Origin of the sequence: Bilifractor sp. LCP19S3_H10 (genome assembly GCF_052119185.1) — a bacterium.
Classification (GTDB): domain Bacteria; phylum Bacillota; class Clostridia; order Lachnospirales; family Lachnospiraceae; genus Bilifractor.
Map to the genome: position 1 here is coordinate 52397 of NZ_JBQKFT010000003.1, position 20278 is coordinate 72674.

At 44.7% G+C, this 20278-nt stretch carries 17 protein-coding genes; 5 read left to right on the forward strand and 12 right to left on the reverse strand.

Annotated features, from left to right (window positions below):
• The first annotated feature begins 15 nt into the window (after nt 1-15).
• Together ACTQZS_RS03480 and ACTQZS_RS03485 are read left to right on the forward strand one after the other, a co-directional pair.
• Nucleotides 16-585, forward strand: coding sequence for a DUF2815 family protein (locus ACTQZS_RS03480; RefSeq protein WP_277674698.1), 570 nt, complete (start codon nt 16-18; stop codon nt 583-585).
• 88 nt (nt 586-673) lie between these two features.
• Nucleotides 674-2665 carry a DNA polymerase gene (locus ACTQZS_RS03485; RefSeq protein ID WP_441474606.1) on the forward strand — a complete coding sequence of 664 codons (1992 nt, stop codon included), beginning with the start codon at nt 674-676 and terminating at the stop codon, nt 2663-2665.
• Nucleotides 2666-2711: 46 nt separating this feature from the next.
• On the opposite strand, the gene ACTQZS_RS03490 is transcribed toward ACTQZS_RS03485, so the two are convergent.
• The 3 genes from ACTQZS_RS03490 to ACTQZS_RS03500 are packed head-to-tail and all read right to left on the reverse strand — an operon-like array spanning nt 2712 to nt 8286.
• The gene (locus ACTQZS_RS03490; RefSeq protein WP_441474607.1) at nt 2712-3098 is read right to left on the reverse strand and encodes a hypothetical protein; all 387 of its coding nucleotides are present in this window, start codon (nt 3096-3098) and stop codon (nt 2712-2714) included.
• Between the two features lie 20 nt (nt 3099-3118).
• A complete protein-coding gene (locus tag ACTQZS_RS03495; protein ID WP_441474608.1) occupies nt 3119-5194 on the reverse strand; it encodes a GmrSD restriction endonuclease domain-containing protein in 2076 nt (691 codons plus the stop codon).
• Between the two features lie 5 nt (nt 5195-5199).
• Nucleotides 5200-8286 carry a type I restriction endonuclease subunit R gene (locus ACTQZS_RS03500; RefSeq protein WP_441474609.1) on the reverse strand — a complete coding sequence of 1029 codons (3087 nt, stop codon included), beginning with the start codon at nt 8284-8286 and terminating at the stop codon, nt 5200-5202.
• On the opposite strand from ACTQZS_RS03500, the gene ACTQZS_RS03505 reads away from it, so the two are divergent.
• A complete protein-coding gene (locus ACTQZS_RS03505; RefSeq protein ID WP_441474610.1) occupies nt 8274-8969 on the forward strand; it encodes a restriction endonuclease subunit S in 696 nt (231 codons plus the stop codon). The two genes, ACTQZS_RS03500 and ACTQZS_RS03505, sit on opposite strands and share 13 nt — an antisense overlap.
• Here ACTQZS_RS03505 and ACTQZS_RS03510 read toward each other — a convergent pair.
• The 6 genes from ACTQZS_RS03510 to ACTQZS_RS03535 all read right to left on the reverse strand — a co-directional run bounded on the left by ACTQZS_RS03510 (nt 8966) and on the right by ACTQZS_RS03535 (nt 14173).
• Entirely contained in the window at nt 8966-9502 is a 537-nt protein-coding gene (locus ACTQZS_RS03510; RefSeq protein WP_441474611.1) for a restriction endonuclease subunit S, read from the reverse strand. The genes ACTQZS_RS03505 and ACTQZS_RS03510 overlap by 4 nt on opposite strands.
• An 8-nt stretch (nt 9503-9510) precedes the next feature.
• Nucleotides 9511-10491, reverse strand: coding sequence for a site-specific tyrosine recombinase/integron integrase (gene xerA, locus ACTQZS_RS03515; protein WP_441474612.1), 981 nt, complete (start codon nt 10489-10491; stop codon nt 9511-9513).
• A gap of 113 nt (nt 10492-10604) precedes the next feature.
• Entirely contained in the window at nt 10605-11789 is a 1185-nt protein-coding gene (locus ACTQZS_RS03520) for a restriction endonuclease subunit S (protein ID WP_441474613.1), read from the reverse strand.
• Nucleotides 11779-13323: an N-6 DNA methylase gene (locus ACTQZS_RS03525; protein WP_441474614.1), complete on the reverse strand. Its 1545-nt coding sequence runs from the start codon at nt 13321-13323 to the stop codon at nt 11779-11781. Before ACTQZS_RS03525 ends, ACTQZS_RS03520 begins: the two co-directional genes overlap by 11 nt.
• A complete protein-coding gene (locus tag ACTQZS_RS03530; protein ID WP_441474615.1) occupies nt 13320-13967 on the reverse strand; it encodes a helix-turn-helix domain-containing protein in 648 nt (215 codons plus the stop codon). The genes ACTQZS_RS03525 and ACTQZS_RS03530 overlap by 4 nt, the downstream gene beginning before the upstream one ends.
• Nucleotides 13967-14173, reverse strand: coding sequence for a hypothetical protein (locus ACTQZS_RS03535; protein WP_441474616.1), 207 nt, complete (start codon nt 14171-14173; stop codon nt 13967-13969). Before ACTQZS_RS03535 ends, ACTQZS_RS03530 begins: the two co-directional genes overlap by 1 nt.
• A gap of 374 nt (nt 14174-14547) precedes the next feature.
• Here ACTQZS_RS03535 and ACTQZS_RS03540 point away from each other — a divergent pair, with 374 nt between their 5' ends.
• On the forward strand, nt 14548-14733 hold the full coding sequence (locus ACTQZS_RS03540) for a hypothetical protein (protein WP_441474617.1): 186 nt from the start codon (nt 14548-14550) through the stop codon (nt 14731-14733).
• A gap of 260 nt (nt 14734-14993) precedes the next feature.
• Nucleotides 14994-15665, forward strand: coding sequence for a hypothetical protein (locus ACTQZS_RS03545; protein WP_441474618.1), 672 nt, complete (start codon nt 14994-14996; stop codon nt 15663-15665).
• A 258-nt stretch (nt 15666-15923) separates the two neighbouring features.
• Here ACTQZS_RS03545 and rlmD read toward each other — a convergent pair whose 3' ends face one another.
• From rlmD to ACTQZS_RS03560, 3 genes are all read right to left on the reverse strand, one after another.
• The gene (rlmD, locus tag ACTQZS_RS03550) at nt 15924-17306 is read right to left on the reverse strand and encodes a 23S rRNA (uracil(1939)-C(5))-methyltransferase RlmD (protein ID WP_441474619.1); all 1383 of its coding nucleotides are present in this window, start codon (nt 17304-17306) and stop codon (nt 15924-15926) included.
• Between the two features lie 221 nt (nt 17307-17527).
• Nucleotides 17528-18493: a 3'-5' exoribonuclease YhaM family protein gene (locus ACTQZS_RS03555; protein ID WP_441474620.1), complete on the reverse strand. Its 966-nt coding sequence runs from the start codon at nt 18491-18493 to the stop codon at nt 17528-17530.
• Nucleotides 18494-18511: 18 nt separating this feature from the next.
• Nucleotides 18512-20047: a S1C family serine protease gene (locus tag ACTQZS_RS03560; protein WP_441474621.1), complete on the reverse strand. Its 1536-nt coding sequence runs from the start codon at nt 20045-20047 to the stop codon at nt 18512-18514.
• Between the last annotated feature and the right edge of the window lie 231 nt (nt 20048-20278).

The following is a 20278-nucleotide window of genomic DNA, read 5'->3' on the forward strand; positions in this document are numbered from 1 at the left end:
GGAGGAAAAAATATTATGTCTATGAAGAATCCCATGAAAGTCATTACTGGCAAGAACACTCGTTTCAGCTATCTCAATGTAAACGAGCCGAAGTCAATCAACGGAGGTGCTGCGAAATACTCGGTATCTCTCATCATCCCGAAGTCCGATACCATCACCATCCAGAAGATTAAAGCAGCAATCAAGGCAGCCTATGAGGATGGTCAGGCAAAGCTCCGTGGCAACGGCAAGTCCGTACCAGCTCTTGATACCCTGAAGATTCCGCTGCGTGACGGTGACAAGGAACGTCCGGATGATGAAGCCTATGCGAATGCCTACTTTGTGAACGCCAACAGCTCCAATAAACCTGGCGTTGTGGATTCGAACAACAATATCATCCTTGATACTTCAGAACTCTACTCTGGGATCTATGGAAGAGCATCCATCAATTTCTACGCCTTCAACTCGAATGGCAACAAGGGAATTGCCTGCGGTCTGAACGCTTTGCAGAAGCTTCGCGACGGTGATCCGCTTGGTGGACATGTCAATGCAGAGACCGAATTCGCCGGACTGGACGATGATGGAGATGATGACTTCCTGTCCTAATGACAAATCAAACAAAGAGTAAATGATTGACAACAAGTTTGAGCCTCGGTACCCCACCGGGGCTCCTTTCAGAATAAGGAGATCAAACATGGACAATATTAGGAAGCTCTCAATTGATCTTGAAACATATAGTCCCGAGGATCTGAAGAAATGTGGTGTATATCGTTACTCGGAAAGCCCGGAATTTGCGATCCTGCTGTTTGGCGTTTCTGTAAATGACGGTCCGGTAACGGTCTACGACATCGCCTCTGACGAGGAACCGCCGGATGAGATCCTCGAAGCATTGACGGATAACAGCGTGGAAAAGTGGGCGTACAATGCTTCCTTTGAGCGCGTCTGTTTATCGGTCTGGTTGCGCAGGCATCACCCGGGATTCTTCAAAGGCTACGGAGCGCCAGACGATTCCGTCAAGGGATACCTGGATCCAACCGGCTGGAAGTGCTCCCGGATCTGGGGGGCCTACAATGGCCTGCCCCTCTCTCTTGAGATGATCGGCACAGTCCTTGGATTTGAACAGCAGAAGATGAAGGAAGGCAAAGATCTCATTCGCTACTTCTGCTCTCCTTGTAAGCCGACAAAAGTAAATGGAGGCAGGACCAGAAACCTGCCTTCTGATGCACCTGACAAATGGGCTCTTTTCAAGAAATACAACCAGCGTGATGTTGAAGTGGAAATGCAGATCCAGCACCGCCTCCGGAACTATCCGGTTCCAGACTCTGTATGGGATGAATACCACATTGATCAGACGATCAATGACCGAGGCATCCTTTGTGATATTGCGGTCGTCGAGAACGCCATCAAGATCGATGCGCTGACAAAAACCGATCTGATGAAAAAGCTCCAGCGGCTGACCGGTCTTGAGAACCCGAACTCTGTCGCCCAGATGAAAGATTGGCTTGCAAAGAATGGTGTCCATATAGACTCTCTTGGTAAAAAGGAAGTGTCCGCATTGCTACAAAAGGATATCCCAGATTATGTGAAGCGGGTTCTTCGGTTCCGCCAGATGCTGGCAAAGAGCTCCGTGAAAAAGTATCAGGCGATGCAAAATGCCATGTGCCTTGATCACCGCTGCCGCGGAATGTTCCAGTTCTATGGTGCAAATCGCTCTGGCCGGTTTGCCGGGCGGATCGTGCAATTGCAAAACCTCCCCCAGAACCATCTGCCGGATCTGGAACAGGCCAGAAACCTTGTTAGGCAGAATAACTATGCTGCACTTGAAACGCTCTATGACAATGTGCCGCAGGTTCTCTCCGAGCTGATCCGCACTGCTTTCATTCCAAAGCCGGGGATGAAGTTTGTCGTTTCCGACTACTCTTCCATCGAGGCCCGGGTCCTTGCCTACCTTGCCGGGGAGAAGCATACGATCGAGTCCTTTGCCAGGGGCGAAGACCTGTACTGTGCAACGGCATCCGCCATGTTTCATAAGCCGGTCGTAAAACACGGCATCAATGGCGAGCTCCGACAAAAGGGTAAGATCGCGACGCTGGCCTGTGGATATGGCGGCAGCGTCGGTGCTCTCAAAGCGATGGGCGCTCTTGACATGGGCCTGAAAGAAGAAGAGTTGCAACCGATCGTCACAGCATGGCGGGAAGCAAATCCACACATCGTGAAATACTGGTGGAATGTCGATGCAGCAGTCATGAAGGCAGTGAGACTTCATCTTCCATCTCAGGTCGGATCTGTCTATATCTACTACCAATCCGGGATGCTGTTTATCAAGCTGCCGTCTGGAAGGCGGCTCTCTTACGTGCAGCCCCGGATCGGCCAGAATCAGTTCGGGAATGACTGTGTCACCTACATGGGAATCAATCAGCAGCATTGGTCCAGGATTGAAAGCTACGGTCCGAAGTTCGTCGAGAACATCGTTCAGGGTGTAGCCCGGGACATTCTGTGCTTTGCCATGAAGAACCTCCGGGATCGCTTCATCGTCGGTCATGTCCATGATGAGCTCATCATCGAAGTTCCAAAGGAAACAAACATGCAGGAGATCTGCGATATCATGGGGCAGACGCCGGATTGGATGCCGGGCCTGCTACTGCGGGCAGACGGGTATGAATGCATGTTTTATCAGAAAGACTGAAAAAAGCTCCATCAGAGATGCTAAATCTCTGTTGGAGCTTTTTGTATTACCCTATTTTCCCCCTCGGTGACAGATGATCAACCTTTTCTCGATAATCTGTGGAAAATCCACTTTTGCATGAAGGACAATTTAAAATTCCTTTTCCATTGTGCCACATCTGGATCAACTGATGCTTTGTCGCCCAGCATGTTGCACAGTATGCAATATGCTGTGGATCATCTTTGAGCGTAATATATGGATCAGGGTGGCGTTCGATTTTTTCCTCAATTTCCTGCTGATGTTTGAGAATATTCAGCTCATTTTGCAGTTCATAGTTTTTCTGTTGCAACAACATTGCCTGCTCCTGAATTTCCAGTATCTGCCTCTGTAGTTCAATATTATCCGAAGCCTGCGCAATTTTAAAAACGTTCTTGGCAATTTCTAATATATCCATTCACTAATTACTCCGATGTACTATGAATTTGCCTGTTTATCATAAGCCTGCTGAATAATATTCATGGCATAGTCGATCTCATCGACATGATCTATACGAAGCGCTACATTACCATTTCCATGATGGCCGGTCTGAGTCACGTTTTCACATTGTTCTTTTGGATCATTCACTTCATCAAAGTTGAGGTTAATATACAACTGCAAATAGCTCTTTCCGACAACTACGTCGACGAAATTAGTATCGAGCTTATATGCAATGTACATCTTTTTAAATTCTCGAGAAACATCAGCGGAAATATTTAGAATCTGCCTGTTAAGCTGCTCATACAACATCTGGTTAAAAGCATTCAGATCATAATTGGAAATCGTATATATCGCCGCTTTTTTCTGAGGAGCTTTATAAGGCGCAAGGGCATCACCAGATATCTGGGGATACTTCCAGATTTCAACCGCCAAATTTGCCAGCTTTTCTGCCCGCTCCCGGATCTTGTCTTCATTCCATGTTGTTTGCTGCACAACATAAGAATTAAGTCGCAGAGCACTTTGCTTAAATCCGCCTTCAAGATTCATCTTATACATGAAGGAGTTGTCACTCATTTCCGGATTGTAGGCTGTAAGTGTAAGGTTTCCGATTGTATGCAGATATTTCTCATGTACTTCTTTCCAGTTTGTGCCTAGATCAGCTCGCCACTCTGGTGAAAGATTCTCGTTCTGCGGCATTATGTGCTCAATCGAATAATTCTTCATCGAAATCGGAGCCTTATTGTTGTAATCCTCAAGGCTCCGGAATATATAATTGCGAACATGCATGTGGTAAATATCACGCGTTTTGAATTCCCGCCTGAATTCTTCATCCGTCGGCATTCTCTTGTAAGAATCCGAGAGAACAAAGAACGCTCGGATGGAATTCATAAGATCATCCGATTTCAGTGAATTTGGCAGCGTGGTAGCAAACGTTTTATTTAATGAATTTGTTGGTATGTTGCAAATATTTCTTCTTAGAACATAGGTAATACATATTCTCAGAATTTCAACATAGTCATCACGAGTAATAATTCCGCTATCCCAGTAATTATGAGCACGAAGCAAAAATGGATATGCAACATCCATTCTCATTTCTTTTGCATCACAATAAAGCGCCTGAATTTCGCTGTCATCTGACTTCCCGTAAACTAAGTCAGTATAGTAACGAGCATATTTATATAGATCCCTACAAAGCTCCTGTGTAGAATTGAAGCCATCTGCATTATCACGACGATAGATCTTGAACTCGTCATACACATTCCGCATGCGCGGAATACGCAGTTCTTTCATGGTAAGGTAATCTCTGAAGAAACCATCCATGGTCGCTTGGCTATCAGATGTAAAAAGCAGCTCCATAGGTCTCCAGATGTTTGAATACACAGCATTCTGCGTCTTAGCATCCAGTCCCATTAAGACATTATTTCGTATCAGATCTGATTGCGAAAGTTCCTTCCCAGTTGAATTTAAACTTTCAAAAATAGCCTGCGGATCATCGGCATCTCGATCGAGTGTAATGTTGACGATCTGAAGCCTGCCAATGGAATCATAGACCTGATCTGGTTTGATCAACAATGATTCTATCTGATGAACGAAATAATCGTAGTTCTCCTTAATACGGATCGAATGCTTTTCTGGCATCGGCTTATTTTCAATAAGTGAGATAAGCGTTTCTTTATCGGCTTGAGTAAGAAGTAACTTATACTGATCCTCACCAGACTCATCTTCGTTCTTCAGAAATACATGAACAATCTTACTTGCTTTTAAATTCGTCTCGTCCGGATGTTTTTCCACATAATTCCGGAGAGCAATCATCATCAGAGTCAGAGTAGTTAATCTCTGCTGACCATCGATGATCATAAAACGCTGGACACCGGTAGGCATTGCTGTCTCGGCAATATTGACAATGGATCCTACAAAGTGTGCTTTCTTCCCTTCTTTTTCCAAAGAAACGATATCGTTCCAAAGTGTAGAGCACTGATCAATATCCCAGCTATACAGCCGTTGATAAACCGGAATAATGAACTGCTTTGACCCATTCATAATTGTGTATATGTTTCCCTTACCGGCGTCCATAAAAATTAATATCCTTCACTTTCCTCATAATTGTCTGTCCACATCTCACACTGCTTCAGAACTGTCTGGAGCGCTTCATCATATCCATCTGGCGGATATTTATACTTTTTAAGCAGACGTTTAATCATTCTCCGCATTCCGGCTCTTGCTGATTCTTTCTTTTCCCAATCAATGGTTCTCGACTTTCTCAACTGTTCAGTCAACTCTTTTGTAATGCCAACCAACTGATCGTTCGTATAGAAATCCTTTACTGCCTCAGGTTTAGTGAGCGCATCATAGAATGCCATCTCCTCATCGCTAAGTCCGAGATCATTCTTTTCGCTATTTGCATTGGCCATATCTTTGGCCATCTTTAACAGCTCATCAATCACTTCCTCATTTGTGAGCATGCCGTTCAGATAAGAATTCATAGTTCTGCTCAAGAGATCAGAATACTGTTGAGATTTCACGAGATTGGTACGCTGATAAATGTGAACCTGTTCTGCGATCAATTTCTTCAGCAATTCAACCGCTGTATTTTTCTCTGGCATTTTCGATATTTCAGACATGAATGCTGTATCAAAAATATTGAATTCTTTATCAACATCAGAGAACAGATTGATGACTCCATCACTGTGTACAGTCTGCTGTAAAAGCTCGCTGATCTGTTTATTAATATCTGAAACTCTGAGTTTACCTTTACCACCGATCTTATTGATCACTGAACGAATCGTATCAAAAAATGCTTCTTCTTTACGCTCGTCTACTGTTGCAAGGCTCTTAGAAAGGGAGAACGCCTGTCGCATCAAATAAGATTCAGTCAGAAAATTTTTCTTCTTCTCTTCTCGTGAAGGATCCAGGAGGAAGTTAACGCCATCTCTGATAAGCTTTGCTCTTGTCAGGTCGCTTTCCGTTGTTAGGAACTCATTGAAATCGAATCCATACAGCTGCTCCTTGCAAACAATCAGTTTCTCCTGAAACTTCTTATATGCGGTCGTGGCTACATCCATGTCGCCATAATTCTTCTGGTCCCGCTTTGTATAATCATGCATCGCTTTTTTCAGTGCAGATGCAATTCCAATATAATCAACGATCAGACCGCCTGCCTTGTCCTTATAAACTCGATTGACCCGGGCAATTGCCTGCATCAAATTATGTCCCTTCATCGGTTTGAACACGTACATCGTTGACATAGAAGGCACATCAAAACCGGTCAACCACATATCCACGACAATGGCTATTTTCAGTTCACTATTATTATCTTTAAACTCTCTGGCCAGATCCTCTTTATGCTGTTTGTTGCCGATTAGATCCTTCCACTCTGGAGGATCCTGATTACTTCCAGTCATGATGACAGCAATTTTCTTATCCCATGATGGTCTTTCTTTCAGAATCTCATAATAAATATCGATAGCAATCTTCCGAGAAAGACCAACAATCATCGCCTTGCCTGTCTGGATATATTGACGATTATTTTCATAATGGTCGATGATATCAGATACAAGTGAATGAATGACCTCAGGTCTATCTAGTAGTACCTCAAGTTTACTAAGTTCATGCTTACTCTTTTCAATTGCCCCCGGTTCAGCTTCTTCCGCAAGTTCTCCATACTTTTTATCGATCAAATCCAACACATTCTGATCAAGATTCAATTTGATGACGCGACTCTCATAATAGATCGGAACCGTAGCGCCATCCTCGACTGCCTGTGTCATATCATAAATATCAATATAGTTTCCGAACACCTCTACTGTATTCCGGTCGTCCAAAGCAATAGGTGTCCCAGTAAAACCAATGTACGTCGCATTCGGAAGAGCATCTCTTACACGACGAGCATTTCCAATTGTAAGCTTTCCTTCTTTCGTTAACTTATCACCAAGTCCATACTGACTGCGATGTGCTTCATCAGCCATTACGACAATGTTATGACGCTTGGAAAGCGGTTCATCAGATTCCTCAAACTTTTGCATCGTTGAGAAAATAATTCCATTGGCCTCCCGACCATCCAGCCAATTCATTAAACCGATCAACCTCGTTCCACGATTGAGTTCATCCTGAGACAGCTTTCTCTTATCGGCATGTACCGGTGTCTGGCGTAAGAAATCTTTGCACTTAGCAAATTGAGAATAGAGCTGGTCATCCAGATCGTTTCGGTCTGTAATTACAACCAGCGTCGGACTATTCATCACTTGTTGCAGTAAATGTGCATAGAAAACCATAGACAAAGATTTTCCGCTTCCCTGGGTATGCCAGAAGACACCACCACGTCCATCTCCGCCCTTTTCACTTGCTTTAAGCGTGGACTCGACTGCCTTTCTTACAGCAAAGTACTGGTGGTAAGCAGCAAGAATCTTTGCGTCTTTTCCATTGTCTTTTGAAAAGCAAATAAAGTTCTGCAGGATATCTAGGAAGCGTCGTTTCTCAAACATGCCATTGAAGAGCGTTGTGAAATCAGCGTATCTGGTGTTCTCATAATTTCCATCTACTGTCTTCCACTCCATGAACCGTTCAAAATCAGCAGTGATGGTTCCTGCCCTTGTCTCGGTTTGATCGCTTATAACACAGAAAGCGTTATAAATGAAAAGGCTCTCAATAGATTTCTGATAATTTTGAAGCTGATTGTACGCGTTTTGAATCGTAACCTCGTCTGCTTTCGGAGATTTCAATTCCATTACGACAACTGGGATACCATTAAGAAAAATTATAATATCCGGCCGCTTCAACTCAAATTCTTCAATAGACCACTGATTTGCAACAATAAAACTGTTCACAGAAGGACGAGCATAGTCAACAAGATATACAATAGTAGATTTTGTTTCTCCATCCTGCTGATAGGATACTTCTATACCATTTTGCAGATAGTCCATGAACGTTTCATTCTTGGAAACAAGTGAACCAGCTTCATAGTTTCTGAGCTTGTAGAGAGCTTCCTCGAGTGCTACATCGGGCAATGAACTGTTAATCGTCTGCAATGCAGATCTCAATTGATCAAGCATGAGAGGCTCATGAAAATCACGCTCCACATCAGGGCCATAAACATGGGTATAACCCATCCCCTCAAAAAGCTCGATTATTGAGTTTTCATAATTGGCTTCTTTAAATGATTCATCCATGTGATTTCACACACCTCTCTGTTACGTTCACTATAATTATAAACAAGAATTTACTTGAGCAAGCGCAAGCTCTTTACAAAGATAGATATATTGATCTTTCGCCTTTTTATGGAAAGATTCCTGACGGTTGGCATATTGGCACCGTTTCGGAAATAATTGAGCTTCATGATTCAAAACGCATCCCGCTATCAAGCCGTGAGCGTGAAAAACTCGACAAGATCTATCCTTATTATGGGGCCACCTCAGTGATGGACTATGTTGATCGTTACCTTTTTGACGGCATCTACCTTCTTCTTGGCGAAGACGGAACAGTCATAGACGATAAAGGGTTCCCTATCCTCCAATATGTTGAAGGCAAATTCTGGGTTAATAATCACGCACATATCATCACCGGTAAGTGTGGCTTTACGGTAGAGCTTCTGTATCTTCTCTTCAGTTTGACCAATGTAAAATTCATTGTCACAGGAGCAGTACAGCCTAAGATCAGTCAAGCTAACCTAAACAAGGTTCCGGTACTGATACCGGATATAATTGAGCTCAAATCTTTCGATTCAGTGATCCAGCCATTTTTTGCTCAAATTAGAAATCTGAGGGCCGAAAACAATAGGTTAGCAACCCTTCGAGACACTCTACTGCCAAGGCTTATGTCCGGCGAGATCGACGTCTCCGACATCGATCTCTAAGCCGCGTATAAATTCTTGTTTATCTCGTCATTTTTCTTTATTTTCTCATCAAATACATTCAATAAGGTACCGATCTTTTTCTGAGTACGCAAATCCGGCACTTTAACTTCCAGATTTTTCAAGTGAGGAACTTTTATACTCGGTTGAACAGCCCCAATGTCCAAATTCAACAATCTTTGTCGTACATTATTCCAGCATAAAAGATAATACAAATACTGGGAATCACATATCTCAGGGTCAACACGCAATGCTATGAGATTTTGCGCAATGCAACAATCGTTGCGATCCATATACCCAATTGCATTTAATGTTCCTACAGTAGGTATAAGAATATCTCCGATTTGTGGATGCCCAGCTCGAAACCAATTCAAATAGGTTTCTTTTGAAACATGTTTTTTTATAAGTGAGTAATCAGGATATTTCGATACCCCTGCAATACTGTTAATTTCAATAAGATCATAGCCCTCTTCGGTTGTTGGCGGTGTTTTTCCCCTATTATCAATTATCTTTAAAAGTAATTCTTTAATCTTCATGACTATCGTTATCCTATATATTTCTTATGCGCCTGCTTCACGTTACTCTGCTTTACCATCGCATACTGAAGCGTCGTGTCTATTCGTTTATGTCCGAGAAGATGCTGAAGCTGCTCAATCGGCATTCCCTTATCAATTGCCTTTGTGGCAAGTGTCCGACGAAATTTATGCGGATGCGCCTTATCTATATTTAAACGATTTCCGATTTCTCGCACCCGGGACTCCACACCTCCGATAGTCAGCCGAGAGTGTGGCGCCCTCAGTGTGACGAACAACGCCTCGCAATCATCATTCCGACTGTTCAGGTACTCCTGCAAGTGTATTTTCGTCCGAGCGTCGAAATACACGATCCGCTCCTTATTGCCTTTGCCGAGGACCTTGCATTCCCGTTCATTGAAATCAATGTCTGACTGGTTCAGCAGTACCAGCTCACCGACACGCATTCCCGTTGAAGCCAGCATATCAATAAGCGCGAGATCCCTCTTCTCTTCGCAACTGTCGCGCATCTTCTCCAAGTCCTCATCGGAATATGTGCCTTTGATGCTGTTTGTCGTCTTCACCTTGTGAATTCGACGGATCGGACTCTTGATGAGATACTCCTCGTCTTCAAGCCACGAGAAGAAACTTGACAGGATCCGACGCACATTGTCGATCGTAACCCGGCTGAGATCATTTTGTTTCTGATACTCCGTCAAATATGATCGCAAGTCTTCCGTCATAATGTGCATCACCTCTTTTCCAATCTGTGTCAGCATGCGGTTGATCGTGTTCTGGTAGTAGGTAAGTGTTTTCTCAGAACATCCCTCGATCCGTTTTGCCTCCAGAAACTTCTGCAACAGTTCCTGACTGCTAATTTCGTCCTTATCCGGTTTATCCTCTATATACTTGCCAATCACAGCTTCAAGCACCTGTTCCAGCGTCTTTGCCTGCGCGTTGTCCAGAAGCGGCAGCATCCGCTGCAGTACTTCCTTTTTAATAGCTTCTTTCATGTTGTCGTTTCTCCTTCCATTGATTTTCCAGAGAACGACAGCAACGGCAGTTCCGTTGGTTTGTTTCTCCCGCCGTTGGTGGGAGATATAAACAAGAATTTTTTATATGTGGCTTAGAGATCGATGTCGGAGACGTCGATCTCGCCGGACATAAGCTTAGGAAGTAAAGCATCTCGAATGCCAGAAAGTCTTCTGTTTTCAGCTTCCATAACAGCCTGCTGTTTGAAAAGTGGCTTACAGAATTCACTAAACTTATGCAGAGTTTCATTATCAGGGATAACGGCATGGACAGATTTCATACCTGAGCCAGAAATCTCCTTGAATGTTGATCCTGAAGCCATACCCTCAATGGTCGGCAACGCTTGTTTAAGGAAGTAATATACAAAAGCGGTGCCAATATTGGTGTTGGGAATGACTGATTTGAAGCCCTGATTGGTCGTTACGGTGTTTGATGCGATGGCTATATATCCAATTGGCGCCCTGGAACTGAACAGGATAGTTCCTTCTGGCATTTTGGTTGCACTGCTGTTTGAAAAGCCAAGGTCAGAAATATCATTCTCTCCATGTGAGATAAACTTTGACTTATCAACAGATAAATCCTTTGGCGTAATCCACGGAATTCCATGTTCACAATAGTATTCCGGATGTTTCTTTGAGGGAGTTCCCCCGCCGACTACAGTTCCGAGATCAGAAAGCGTCCCCTGCGGCCAAGTAGGATCGGCATTTACAACAAACTGATCAATGAAATAGGCTTGTGCTTGGGCCTCTAAATTCTTGTTTATTTTTCTATTCAACTCCATTTTTTGATCTAAGTGACAAAGTATGTCGACTATCTTTTTCTGAACTGAATAGCTAGGAATGTCAATTTCTATTCTTCTGAATTCAGACTGTTTAATTCCAGTAACTGTAGTTCCCGTTTCCTTCTCTCTCAACTTAGCTTGTCCTATTGGAGATCGTAGATAGTAATATAAGAATCCAGTGTCAAGAACACCTTGCTTTCCCCTCAAAGTTAACAATCTTTGAGCTAAAGCTACATCTTCTCTATCAAGTCTTGCGACATTTCCTAAGGGGGCCTCTGTTGTTAATAATACATCTCCTGTCTTTGGTATCCCTCTTACCATAAAGCGGTTATATTCCTCTAAAGAGATGAAATAACAATTTGAATAATCAATGTATCCATCCTTCACAGATTTAGCGCTTAATGTCTGGATACCTGAAGTAGCTTTATGGGGCGTTTTTCCGCGATAATCAATAATATCTTCAAGAGCATCTTCCATATAGTAATGCTTATATTTCATATCCTATTGCCCCCAGCTTCTTCCTGATCTCATCTTCAAGTTCATGAGATTTCTTGAACATTTCGGAAAGCTCCGATGTCAGGCGATCCATCTTCTCCTCGAATGGTTCCTCATCTTCTTTCTGTTCCTCAATACCAACATAGCGTCCCGGTGTCAGGATATAATCCTGTTTGGCAATATCTTCAGTGGTTACAACGGCGCAATAACCTTTTTCATCCTCTAATTTTCCTGCAACATAATCTTTATAAGTATTTGCAAGTTTCTGAATATCACCTATGCCATCATGCTCTGGACTGTCCGAATTATCATCATCGGTAAGTTCTCTTAATTTACGAGATACCATGGTTCCCATGTTCCTTGCATCGATGAACAGTGTTTTTCCTTTCTGTTTCTTTGCGCCTGGTGCACATAAGAACCAAAGAGAAACAGGTATCTGCGTTGTATAAAACAATTGGCTTGGCATTGCAATAATACAATCCACTAGATCTGCCTCGATGATCTTCTTCCTGATTTCTCCTTCTCCCGAGGTGGTGGTTGAAAGAGCTCCATTTGCCAGTACAAGACCAATTCGGCCTCCTGGTGCCAAGTGCCAGATCATATGCTCCATCCAAGCATAGTTTGCATTACCCGCAGGAGGCATACCATACTTCCATCGCTGGTCATCCGTCAGCTTATCAGCTCCCCATGGCGAAAGATTAAATGGAGGATTTGCCATGATAAAATCTGCTTTTAATGTTGGATGCTGGTCGCTGAGAAATGTATCTTCTGGAATTTCACCGAGATTCGCATCAATTCCTCTGATAGCAAGATTCATCTTTGCCATCTTCCATGTAGTTGGATTACTCTCCTGTCCAAACACCGAGATGTTATTGATATTGCCCTGATGGTTTTCCACAAACTTTGCAGACTGCACAAACATTCCGCCCGCACCGCAGCAAGGATCATATACACGTCCATTGAAGGGCTGAAGGATTTCAACAATCGTTCTAACAACGCATGATGGTGTATAAAATTGTCCAGCATTCTTACCTTCCTGCTCTGCAAAATTACGTAGACAATACTCATACGTTCTTCCTAATAAGTCTTTTTCATTGCTTTGATCGCTCATCTTAATATTGGTGAAGAGATCAACTACATCGCCAAGACGACGTTTATCCAATTCTGGTCTAGCAAAGTTCTTAGGCAGTATACCCTTCAAAGATTTATTCTCTTTTTCAATTGCCACCATCGCATCATCAATAACTTTTCCAATCTCTGGCGTATGCGCTGCAGTAGCAATATCCTCCCATCTTGCGCCTTTTGGAACAAAGAAAATATTGTCCGCCGTATATTCATCCCTGTCTTCTTCAAAACCTTCGCCTTCATTTACTAAGGCTTTATACTTCTCTTCAAAACTATCCGAAATATATTTTAGAAAAATAAGGCCAAGGATAACATTTTCATATTCTGAAGGATTAATGTTTCCTCGAAGAATGCACGCTGCATCCCATAATTGCTTTTCAAATCCTACATCCGCTGTATTAGTATTGCTCATTGTTCTCCACCTTCATTTTTAATCTTTTTACTATATTCAGCTAAGCTGCTACTCCAATCACCATCGGCATTTCCAGTCCGTTCTTCAATCATGTATTTTTTCAAAGCTTCATCGCAGTGAAGAAGTCCTATGCCCTGATACTCTGGTAAATGCTTTTCTTTCCAATCCTCATAAATGCTTTGGTCAACATCGATTAATTTCATCCGTCGACGAAGAAGAAATGAAATAGTAGGATCGTTTATTCTTAATAAATCGTAATTTGCGCCTTCAGTGGTTATTGAATCACTTGCTTCATCGGCATCTTCATCCCCAAAATCTTCAACTACAGTATCTGTAGGCTGTGCAGGTGTGATCGTCTTAGTTTCTTGTAATTTGGCCAATATCAGGAATACTTGGCTATAATCCATGCTCTCTGTATTAATAGAATCAATATTTCTATCATTTTTAAGACCAAGGATCCAATCAATAGACACATGGTAAATTCGACTAATTTTTATAAGAGTATCTAATTTAGGATCCTGTTCTCCATTAACCAACCGGCTAATATTTCCCTGTGTCATATTCAATTTTTCAGCAACATCAGTCTGCGTTTCATCCTTAAATAGGTCCTTTAAACGCGAGCTGACAATCTCTGATAAAGTCATCACTTGCCACCTCGCTTTATAAATCTGTAGGAATAAAACCCAGCATTCTTCCGTTTTATTAATCCATAAATACCGCTTCCTGTGGATAATTTTGTGGTCTTCTCCTTGAGCCCAGAAACCCCCGTGAGTTGATTCCAATCATAGATTAGAGCACAGCAAGTATTCACTTTTTCAGCGTGCTTGCCGAAGGCTCCCATCGCTGTCATCTCAATTATCCTCATTTTTAATTTCAATGCCTACTTATTATGCACATACCGAATGAACTATGCGTGTTACGAATAAATACATTATATCACTAATGAGCATTTTCACTTTACACATGTTGTATTTTCCCAAAATATAGCAGTTTTTATTGCCAAATAGTCGCATTAAAAACGCTCGTTTTTTTATGCGTAAGCAATCCGTTAAACTTCAAATTGTAAGGAAGCAACGCAATATAAACCAGGCTTCCTTGACTGATAAAGATACCGCCAAGCAACAGCCCCTGATCAAGGCTGACCCGAACGTTTGGTGATGCACCTGCAAACGAGGACATTGTTCATAGGGTAAGCAAGCCTCCATGACAAAAGGAGACAAAAGCATGTCAAACGAAGACTGGATTATCAATCTGGAAAACACAGCAGACGAGGTTGCCGGTATCTGCGGAAGAGAAGTTGTTCTCTTCATTCTCAGGGAACATGGTGCAAGAAGCATCTACGACCTGAATCCGGGTGACTACGAAGAGGTGTTCTCAGAGCTTTATGCGTATATCGAGAACGACAACTGATTACGAAAGTCCTTCGGTCCTATCGTCCAGCTAACGATCAGGCCAAGGCAAGGGAATTCCCTGCTCCACTCGGTGCGCCCTACCGCGGATAGACGAGTGCATCTCCGGATGGAGCAGGCAGCAAGACAAATTTGGTTCAGCTTCATGCACGGCTGGCCGCCAATTAGAAACGGGGTAACCCGCTTAGGTGGCCTAAATGAAGAAAAAATTGAATCTGTCATCACCGGCTCCCCGTTTCGGAAAGAAACGAGGACGCCAAGATGGCTATCGAAGTCAAACGAGTAGATTTTTATGACAACGACAGAATTTATGCAACAGTAGAAGTTAAGACCTATGAGGATGGACGCATTGAAATCGTACCTCCTGACGGATACCGGATGTATCCGATGGATATTGAGACTGCTGACACCTCAGCACACAGTTTTGTACCAGAACTTATCCGCATGTGGTGGAAAGGCAGTCGTCGGTACAAATGCTACATGGTACCCGTCCTTGAGGAACTGTTCAATGCGATGATGCGGCCTGACTGGTCTGAGGATAAGCGTAACCTTCGTTCCCATAAGTGCCGTGTTGAAGGTGCTCATGGAACACCGATCATCTGCCGCAGGGCATCCTGCACCGGCTGTCCAAATGCCGGGAAGGATATGGAGACAAATCAGACATCCTATATCGAAGACCTGAAGAAGAACAGTAACTGGGAACCTGCCACAGAGGACATCACGAGCACTGAAGCTATGGAACATATTTTACACAACGAGTTTATCGACTTTCTTGCGAAGCATCAGAAAAAACTGGCTCAAATCAAGCTTCTCGAGGATGAAGGTTATAGTGTGAATGAAATTCATGAAATACTGGATCTTCCCAGCAACACAATCTATTCCGATCGGAAGCGGATAAAGAAGCTTGAAAGTGAATTCTTCAAAGAGGATTAACACGATGGGAGGCGGTGCAGATGATGATTCTGCATCGCCTTTTTTCTATTTCTGCTCAAATAGCCTTTCCACAGTCACAACCCCTGAAAATAGCAAAGCCACAGTCTCGCCAGTTAAAAATTCATCAAAATAGCCTTCCCACAGTCACGCCAGACCAACTTTCACATTTTTTCTATAAGAAAAAGCGGCACCAGCCTCTCTTCTCAGAAAGACGGATGCCGCAGAAATGGCTTAAACACGGGCTTTTTCGGCCCTCTCTTATTTTGTTCTTGTTAGCAGAGCCACGGTCTCAACATGAACAGTCTCGCTGAACTGATCATACGGCTGCACGTATTCTATCCGAAATCCGTTCTCCGACAGAAATTTCAAATCCCTTGCAAGTGTTGCCGGATCACAGCTTACATATACAACCCGATCCGGTTTCATGCGCACAAGCGTCTCCAGGAGTTTTTCATCGCAGCCCTTCCTCGGCGGATCTACTACTGCGACATCCGCACGGATTCCCTGGTTTTCGAGCCTGGGCACAACCTCTTCCGCCTTACCGACATAGAATTCGGCGTTCTCTATCCCGTTGAGCAGAGCATTTCTTTTTGCGTCCTCAATCGCTCTCGGCACGATTTCCACTCCGATAACCTGTCTGGCATTCCGGGCTAGAAAGAGAGATATGGTTCCGATTCCGCAGTACAGATCCATGACTGTTTCATTTCCATGAAGGTCTGCCAGCTCCAGCACCTTCTCATAGATGCGCTGTGTCTGAACCGGATTCACCTGGTAGAAAGACGCGGGAGAGATCTGATACCGTACGCTTATTCCGAATTTCCCCGATTTCAGAATATCTGTGATATATTCCTGGCCCCAGACCGGCTTCACCGGACCGTTCATGATGACATTTGTCCTTTTCGTGTTGCTGCTGAAGGTCAGTCCGGTCATTCCGGGGATTCTTTCCAGACGTTCTACAAGATCTTGACTGGCTGTTATCTTTTCACCATTGATCATCAGGCACACAATGATTTCGCCGGTCGCGAATCCCTTCCGGATCAGGATATGCCGAATCAGTCCCTTTCCGGTTTCTTCGTCATATGCCGGAATGCGGTTATCCTTCATCCAGCTGAGGATCGCGTTCAGAATCTCCCGGTTCTCTGAACAGCCCAGCAGACAGTCCGGATTTGGAATGATGGTATGGGTTCTTCCGGCAAAAAAACCCGCTATCGGTTTGCCGTCGCGGTCTGTGCCGACCGGAAACTGTGCCTTGTTCCGATAGCGGAACGGAGATTCCATTGCTATGATTTTCTGGATTTCGAGGTTTTCAAAGCCACCGATTCTTTTCAGATCATTCCGTACCTTATTCTCTTTCATTGCCAGCTGTGCCGGATATGACATCATCTGCAGCTGACATCCCCCGCATCGAAGCGCTGCAGGGCACGGAGGCTCAACTCTGTCGGGAGAGGCCTTCAGCACATGTTCAAGCCTGCCGTAACCGTAAGACTTTTTTGCCTTGATGATTCTGACTTCCGCCCTGTCTCCCGGTACAGTGTCCTTGACAAACAGGGTATACCCGTCCTCTGTCCGCCCGATTCCTGCACCGTCCTGCCCGATGTCGATGATATCCGCCGTTACGGTTTCATTTTTCCTGTATCCCATACTTCCTTCCGATTTCTGATGTAATCCCACATGTATCTCCCGACCCGTTCTTCTTTCAGCTCACCAGGGTCTTCGACCCTGTCCGGATGTCAGCCTGCCCGGGTCAATGACTCTTCCCGGATGTCAACCTGCCCGGGTCAATGATTCTTCCCAGATGTCAACCTGCCCGGGTCACTGACTCTTCCCGGATGTCAGCCCGTCTGCAGCTCCTGTTCTGCCTCTTATTTCAGCTCGTCCAGATCTCCTGTCCTGCGGATATTGGATTCGAATACACGGTTGTACCCGAACCACTCATCCATCGGCTTCTGGGCATTGGACTTGAAGAGCTCGGTCATGGTCTCCAGTCTTGCATCCGCGTTATCTGCCAGGTTCAGCGCAAGCGCCTCAGCAAGTGCAGGTTTTTTCGGAGAGCCATACTCATACTCTCCGTGATGAGCCAGGATGCAGTGCTTCAGATCCGACTCCAGCTTCGCGGGGAATCCCGGAATTGTTCTGGCCGTGTCGTGAATCATCTCCGCTCCGATCATGATATGTCCGAGAAGCTGACCGTCATCGGTGTAGTCATTCTGCGGGAACGAGGAAATCTCCACCGTTTTTCCGATATCGTGACAGATTGCGGCCGTGAGCAGCAGATCGGAGTTCAGGATCGGATAATATTTGGTGAAGAAGTAGCACATGTTTGTGACGTACAGCGTGTGCTGCAAAAGTCCGCCGACAAAGGCGTGATGAATTGTCTTCGCCGCAGACGCGCTCTTGAAGCGTCTGATGAATTCCGGATCGTCGACAAAGTAATGATTCAGAAGCTGATGCAGATAGGGATTCTTTACCTTGTTGATGAAGTTCAGGAGCGCGCCGAACATCTCATCGATATTCTTGTCGCTCGTTGGAAGATAATCGGACGGCTTGTACTCCCCTTCCTTCGCGACGCGCACTCTTTTCAGGGAAACCTGAAGGGATCCGTTGTATCTCGATACATCGCCGATGATGTCCACATAATCAAGCGCGTTAAAATCATCGATGCCCGGTGAATCCGGGTCCCAGATCTTACAGTCAACCGTTCCGGTCTTGTCCATCAGTATCACGTTGTCATAGTTTTTGCCGTTTTTCGTTGTCGCGGAGGTCCTGGATTTTACCAGATAGATTCCGCTGATTTTCATTCCTTCATTCAGTTCCTGAATATATAGCATAAAAGCCTGTCCTTCCCGTTATTTCTCTCCCAGTGTGACGCTGAACGTAACTTGCGCGTATCCTTCAGCCCCTTGTCTCATGGCAGTGACTGTAATGACGTTATCTGCCTTCAGCTTTAGCAGAACGTTCTCCAGATCCTGAACTGTCCGGATCTTTTTCCCGGATATATCTGTGATGACATCATATTCCTTGAAGCCCGCAAGCATCGCCGGTGAATCCTGTGTTACCTCAGTAACCAGAAGACCGACCGGGATCCCCGTGGTCTGCGACAGACTTTCGGTTACCTCTCTTCCTTTGATGCCCAGATACGCGGTCGTCTCATTGTTCGACAGTCTCTGAATCAGAGCCTTGATCCCGGAGATGGCATAGGCGGTGATCGTAGTGCCTTCGTCACCGATGTTCTGTGGGATCAATCCGATGATTTCACCTTTCATATTCACAAGGATTCCGCTCGTGGAGCTGCTTCCTTCCATATCTGTCGTCAGGATGCTGTATTCGGAATCCACGGCAGATATCTTGTTTGAGACTGAGGTTACTATCCCGTTTGCAACGATATCACTATAGCCCATCAGGTTTCCAAGCGCAAGTACCGGATCGCCCTGGTGAACGGAATAGGAATTTCCGAGAGGAGCAGCCGCGAGCTCGCTTTTCGCGGTCTCGCTTATGTCAGACGGAGCGACTGTCAGTACGGCCAGACCCGTATCGGAATCCGACTTTCTGAGTGCAGCCTGAACCATTGAGTTGTCGCTGAATTTGACCATGATATTCTCAGAGCCTTCTACCGCACTGCTCTCTGTCAGGATGTAATCGTTGTCCTCTGTCTCGGCGATCAGTATGCCGGCTACCTGCTGCTGTGTCTGATAGTCTTCATTGAAATAATCGAGCTGACTGTTGACACTGATGACTTCTACAAGAGATCTTTTTGCCTCATCTGCAGTCTTCAGCATGTCCTGATAGAGCTGCTGATATTCTTCCAGCGTGATCCCATTTGATCCGGCCGCACTCTCTGTCCCGTTTGCGTACGAATCCTCCACAGCCGCCTGTCCGGAACCGGATTCTGAAGCAGACTCATTTTCGGATACAGAAACTGTCGCGGCCGAGGTGGAGACAGAATCTGTCGGGGAGAGATACTGCGACGTTCCTTCTGGTCCAGATGTGGTGGTTTCGGAAGAGGATGAGAGCGCAGTATTCTCCGATGACGATGAAACAGACGCCAGAGCTTCCGGGGCGGAATCCTCCGGTATGGTTATTTTCTCCTTGTCTGCCCCGAAGGCTCGTCTTGCCGCGGGGTATATGCCAGCGTGTACAAAAGCAGAAATTGCGCCGATTGCCACTCCGATTCCGATCACGGAGAGAACACGCATGACCTGTGCTTTATGGCTTCTGGGTTTTTCGCGGATCACCTGATTGATGAACTGGTAGGTATTCTTCGTTTCTGCATCGGTTTTCTCTGCGGAAGTCTCAGCAGAAGACGGGCCGCGCATTTCAGCGGAATCGGATTTTTCCCTTTCTTCGGCCGATTCCGGATTTGTCTTGAATGTATTGTCCTTCATAAGATTTCTCCATAGGGCGCGGGCATTCTTCCGCCGTGCGCTCATAAGAAAAACGGTTATCCGCTGCCCGGGTGTCAGCTTCCTCTGCGGTCAGCGGCCATTGGAATCTCGATATAACGATGTAACTATAGCAAAGACATATGAACATTTTATGAATGTCCTGCGGTTTCTGACGGTATTTTTGACTCAGACGGTTTCGAAAATCTGATTTTTAGAGTATGATAAGTAATG

Excerpts from the sequence above, each read along its gene's own strand:
- ACTQZS_RS03480 (WP_277674698.1), top strand. The coding sequence starts at position 16 with ATGTCTATGAAGAATCCCATGAAAGTCATTACTGGCAAGAACACTCGT.
- ACTQZS_RS03485 (WP_441474606.1), top strand. The coding sequence starts at position 674 with ATGGACAATATTAGGAAGCTCTCAATTGATCTTGAAACATATAGTCCC.
- ACTQZS_RS03490 (WP_441474607.1), bottom strand. The coding sequence starts at position 3,098 with ATGGATATATTAGAAATTGCCAAGAACGTTTTTAAAATTGCGCAGGCT.
- ACTQZS_RS03495 (WP_441474608.1), bottom strand. The coding sequence starts at position 5,194 with ATGGACGCCGGTAAGGGAAACATATACACAATTATGAATGGGTCAAAG.
- ACTQZS_RS03505 (WP_441474610.1), top strand. The coding sequence starts at position 8,274 with ATGATTCATCCATGTGATTTCACACACCTCTCTGTTACGTTCACTATA.
- ACTQZS_RS03500 (WP_441474609.1), bottom strand. The coding sequence starts at position 8,286 with ATGGATGAATCATTTAAAGAAGCCAATTATGAAAACTCAATAATCGAG.
- ACTQZS_RS03510 (WP_441474611.1), bottom strand. The coding sequence starts at position 9,502 with ATGAAGATTAAAGAATTACTTTTAAAGATAATTGATAATAGGGGAAAA.
- xerA (WP_441474612.1), bottom strand. The coding sequence starts at position 10,491 with ATGAAAGAAGCTATTAAAAAGGAAGTACTGCAGCGGATGCTGCCGCTT.
- ACTQZS_RS03520 (WP_441474613.1), bottom strand. The coding sequence starts at position 11,789 with ATGAAATATAAGCATTACTATATGGAAGATGCTCTTGAAGATATTATT.
- ACTQZS_RS03525 (WP_441474614.1), bottom strand. The coding sequence starts at position 13,323 with ATGAGCAATACTAATACAGCGGATGTAGGATTTGAAAAGCAATTATGG.
- ACTQZS_RS03530 (WP_441474615.1), bottom strand. The coding sequence starts at position 13,967 with ATGACTTTATCAGAGATTGTCAGCTCGCGTTTAAAGGACCTATTTAAG.
- ACTQZS_RS03535 (WP_441474616.1), bottom strand. The coding sequence starts at position 14,173 with ATGACAGCGATGGGAGCCTTCGGCAAGCACGCTGAAAAAGTGAATACT.
- ACTQZS_RS03540 (WP_441474617.1), top strand. The coding sequence starts at position 14,548 with ATGTCAAACGAAGACTGGATTATCAATCTGGAAAACACAGCAGACGAG.
- ACTQZS_RS03545 (WP_441474618.1), top strand. The coding sequence starts at position 14,994 with ATGGCTATCGAAGTCAAACGAGTAGATTTTTATGACAACGACAGAATT.
- rlmD (WP_441474619.1), bottom strand. The coding sequence starts at position 17,306 with ATGGGATACAGGAAAAATGAAACCGTAACGGCGGATATCATCGACATC.
- ACTQZS_RS03555 (WP_441474620.1), bottom strand. The coding sequence starts at position 18,493 with ATGCTATATATTCAGGAACTGAATGAAGGAATGAAAATCAGCGGAATC.
- ACTQZS_RS03560 (WP_441474621.1), bottom strand. The coding sequence starts at position 20,047 with ATGAAGGACAATACATTCAAGACAAATCCGGAATCGGCCGAAGAAAGG.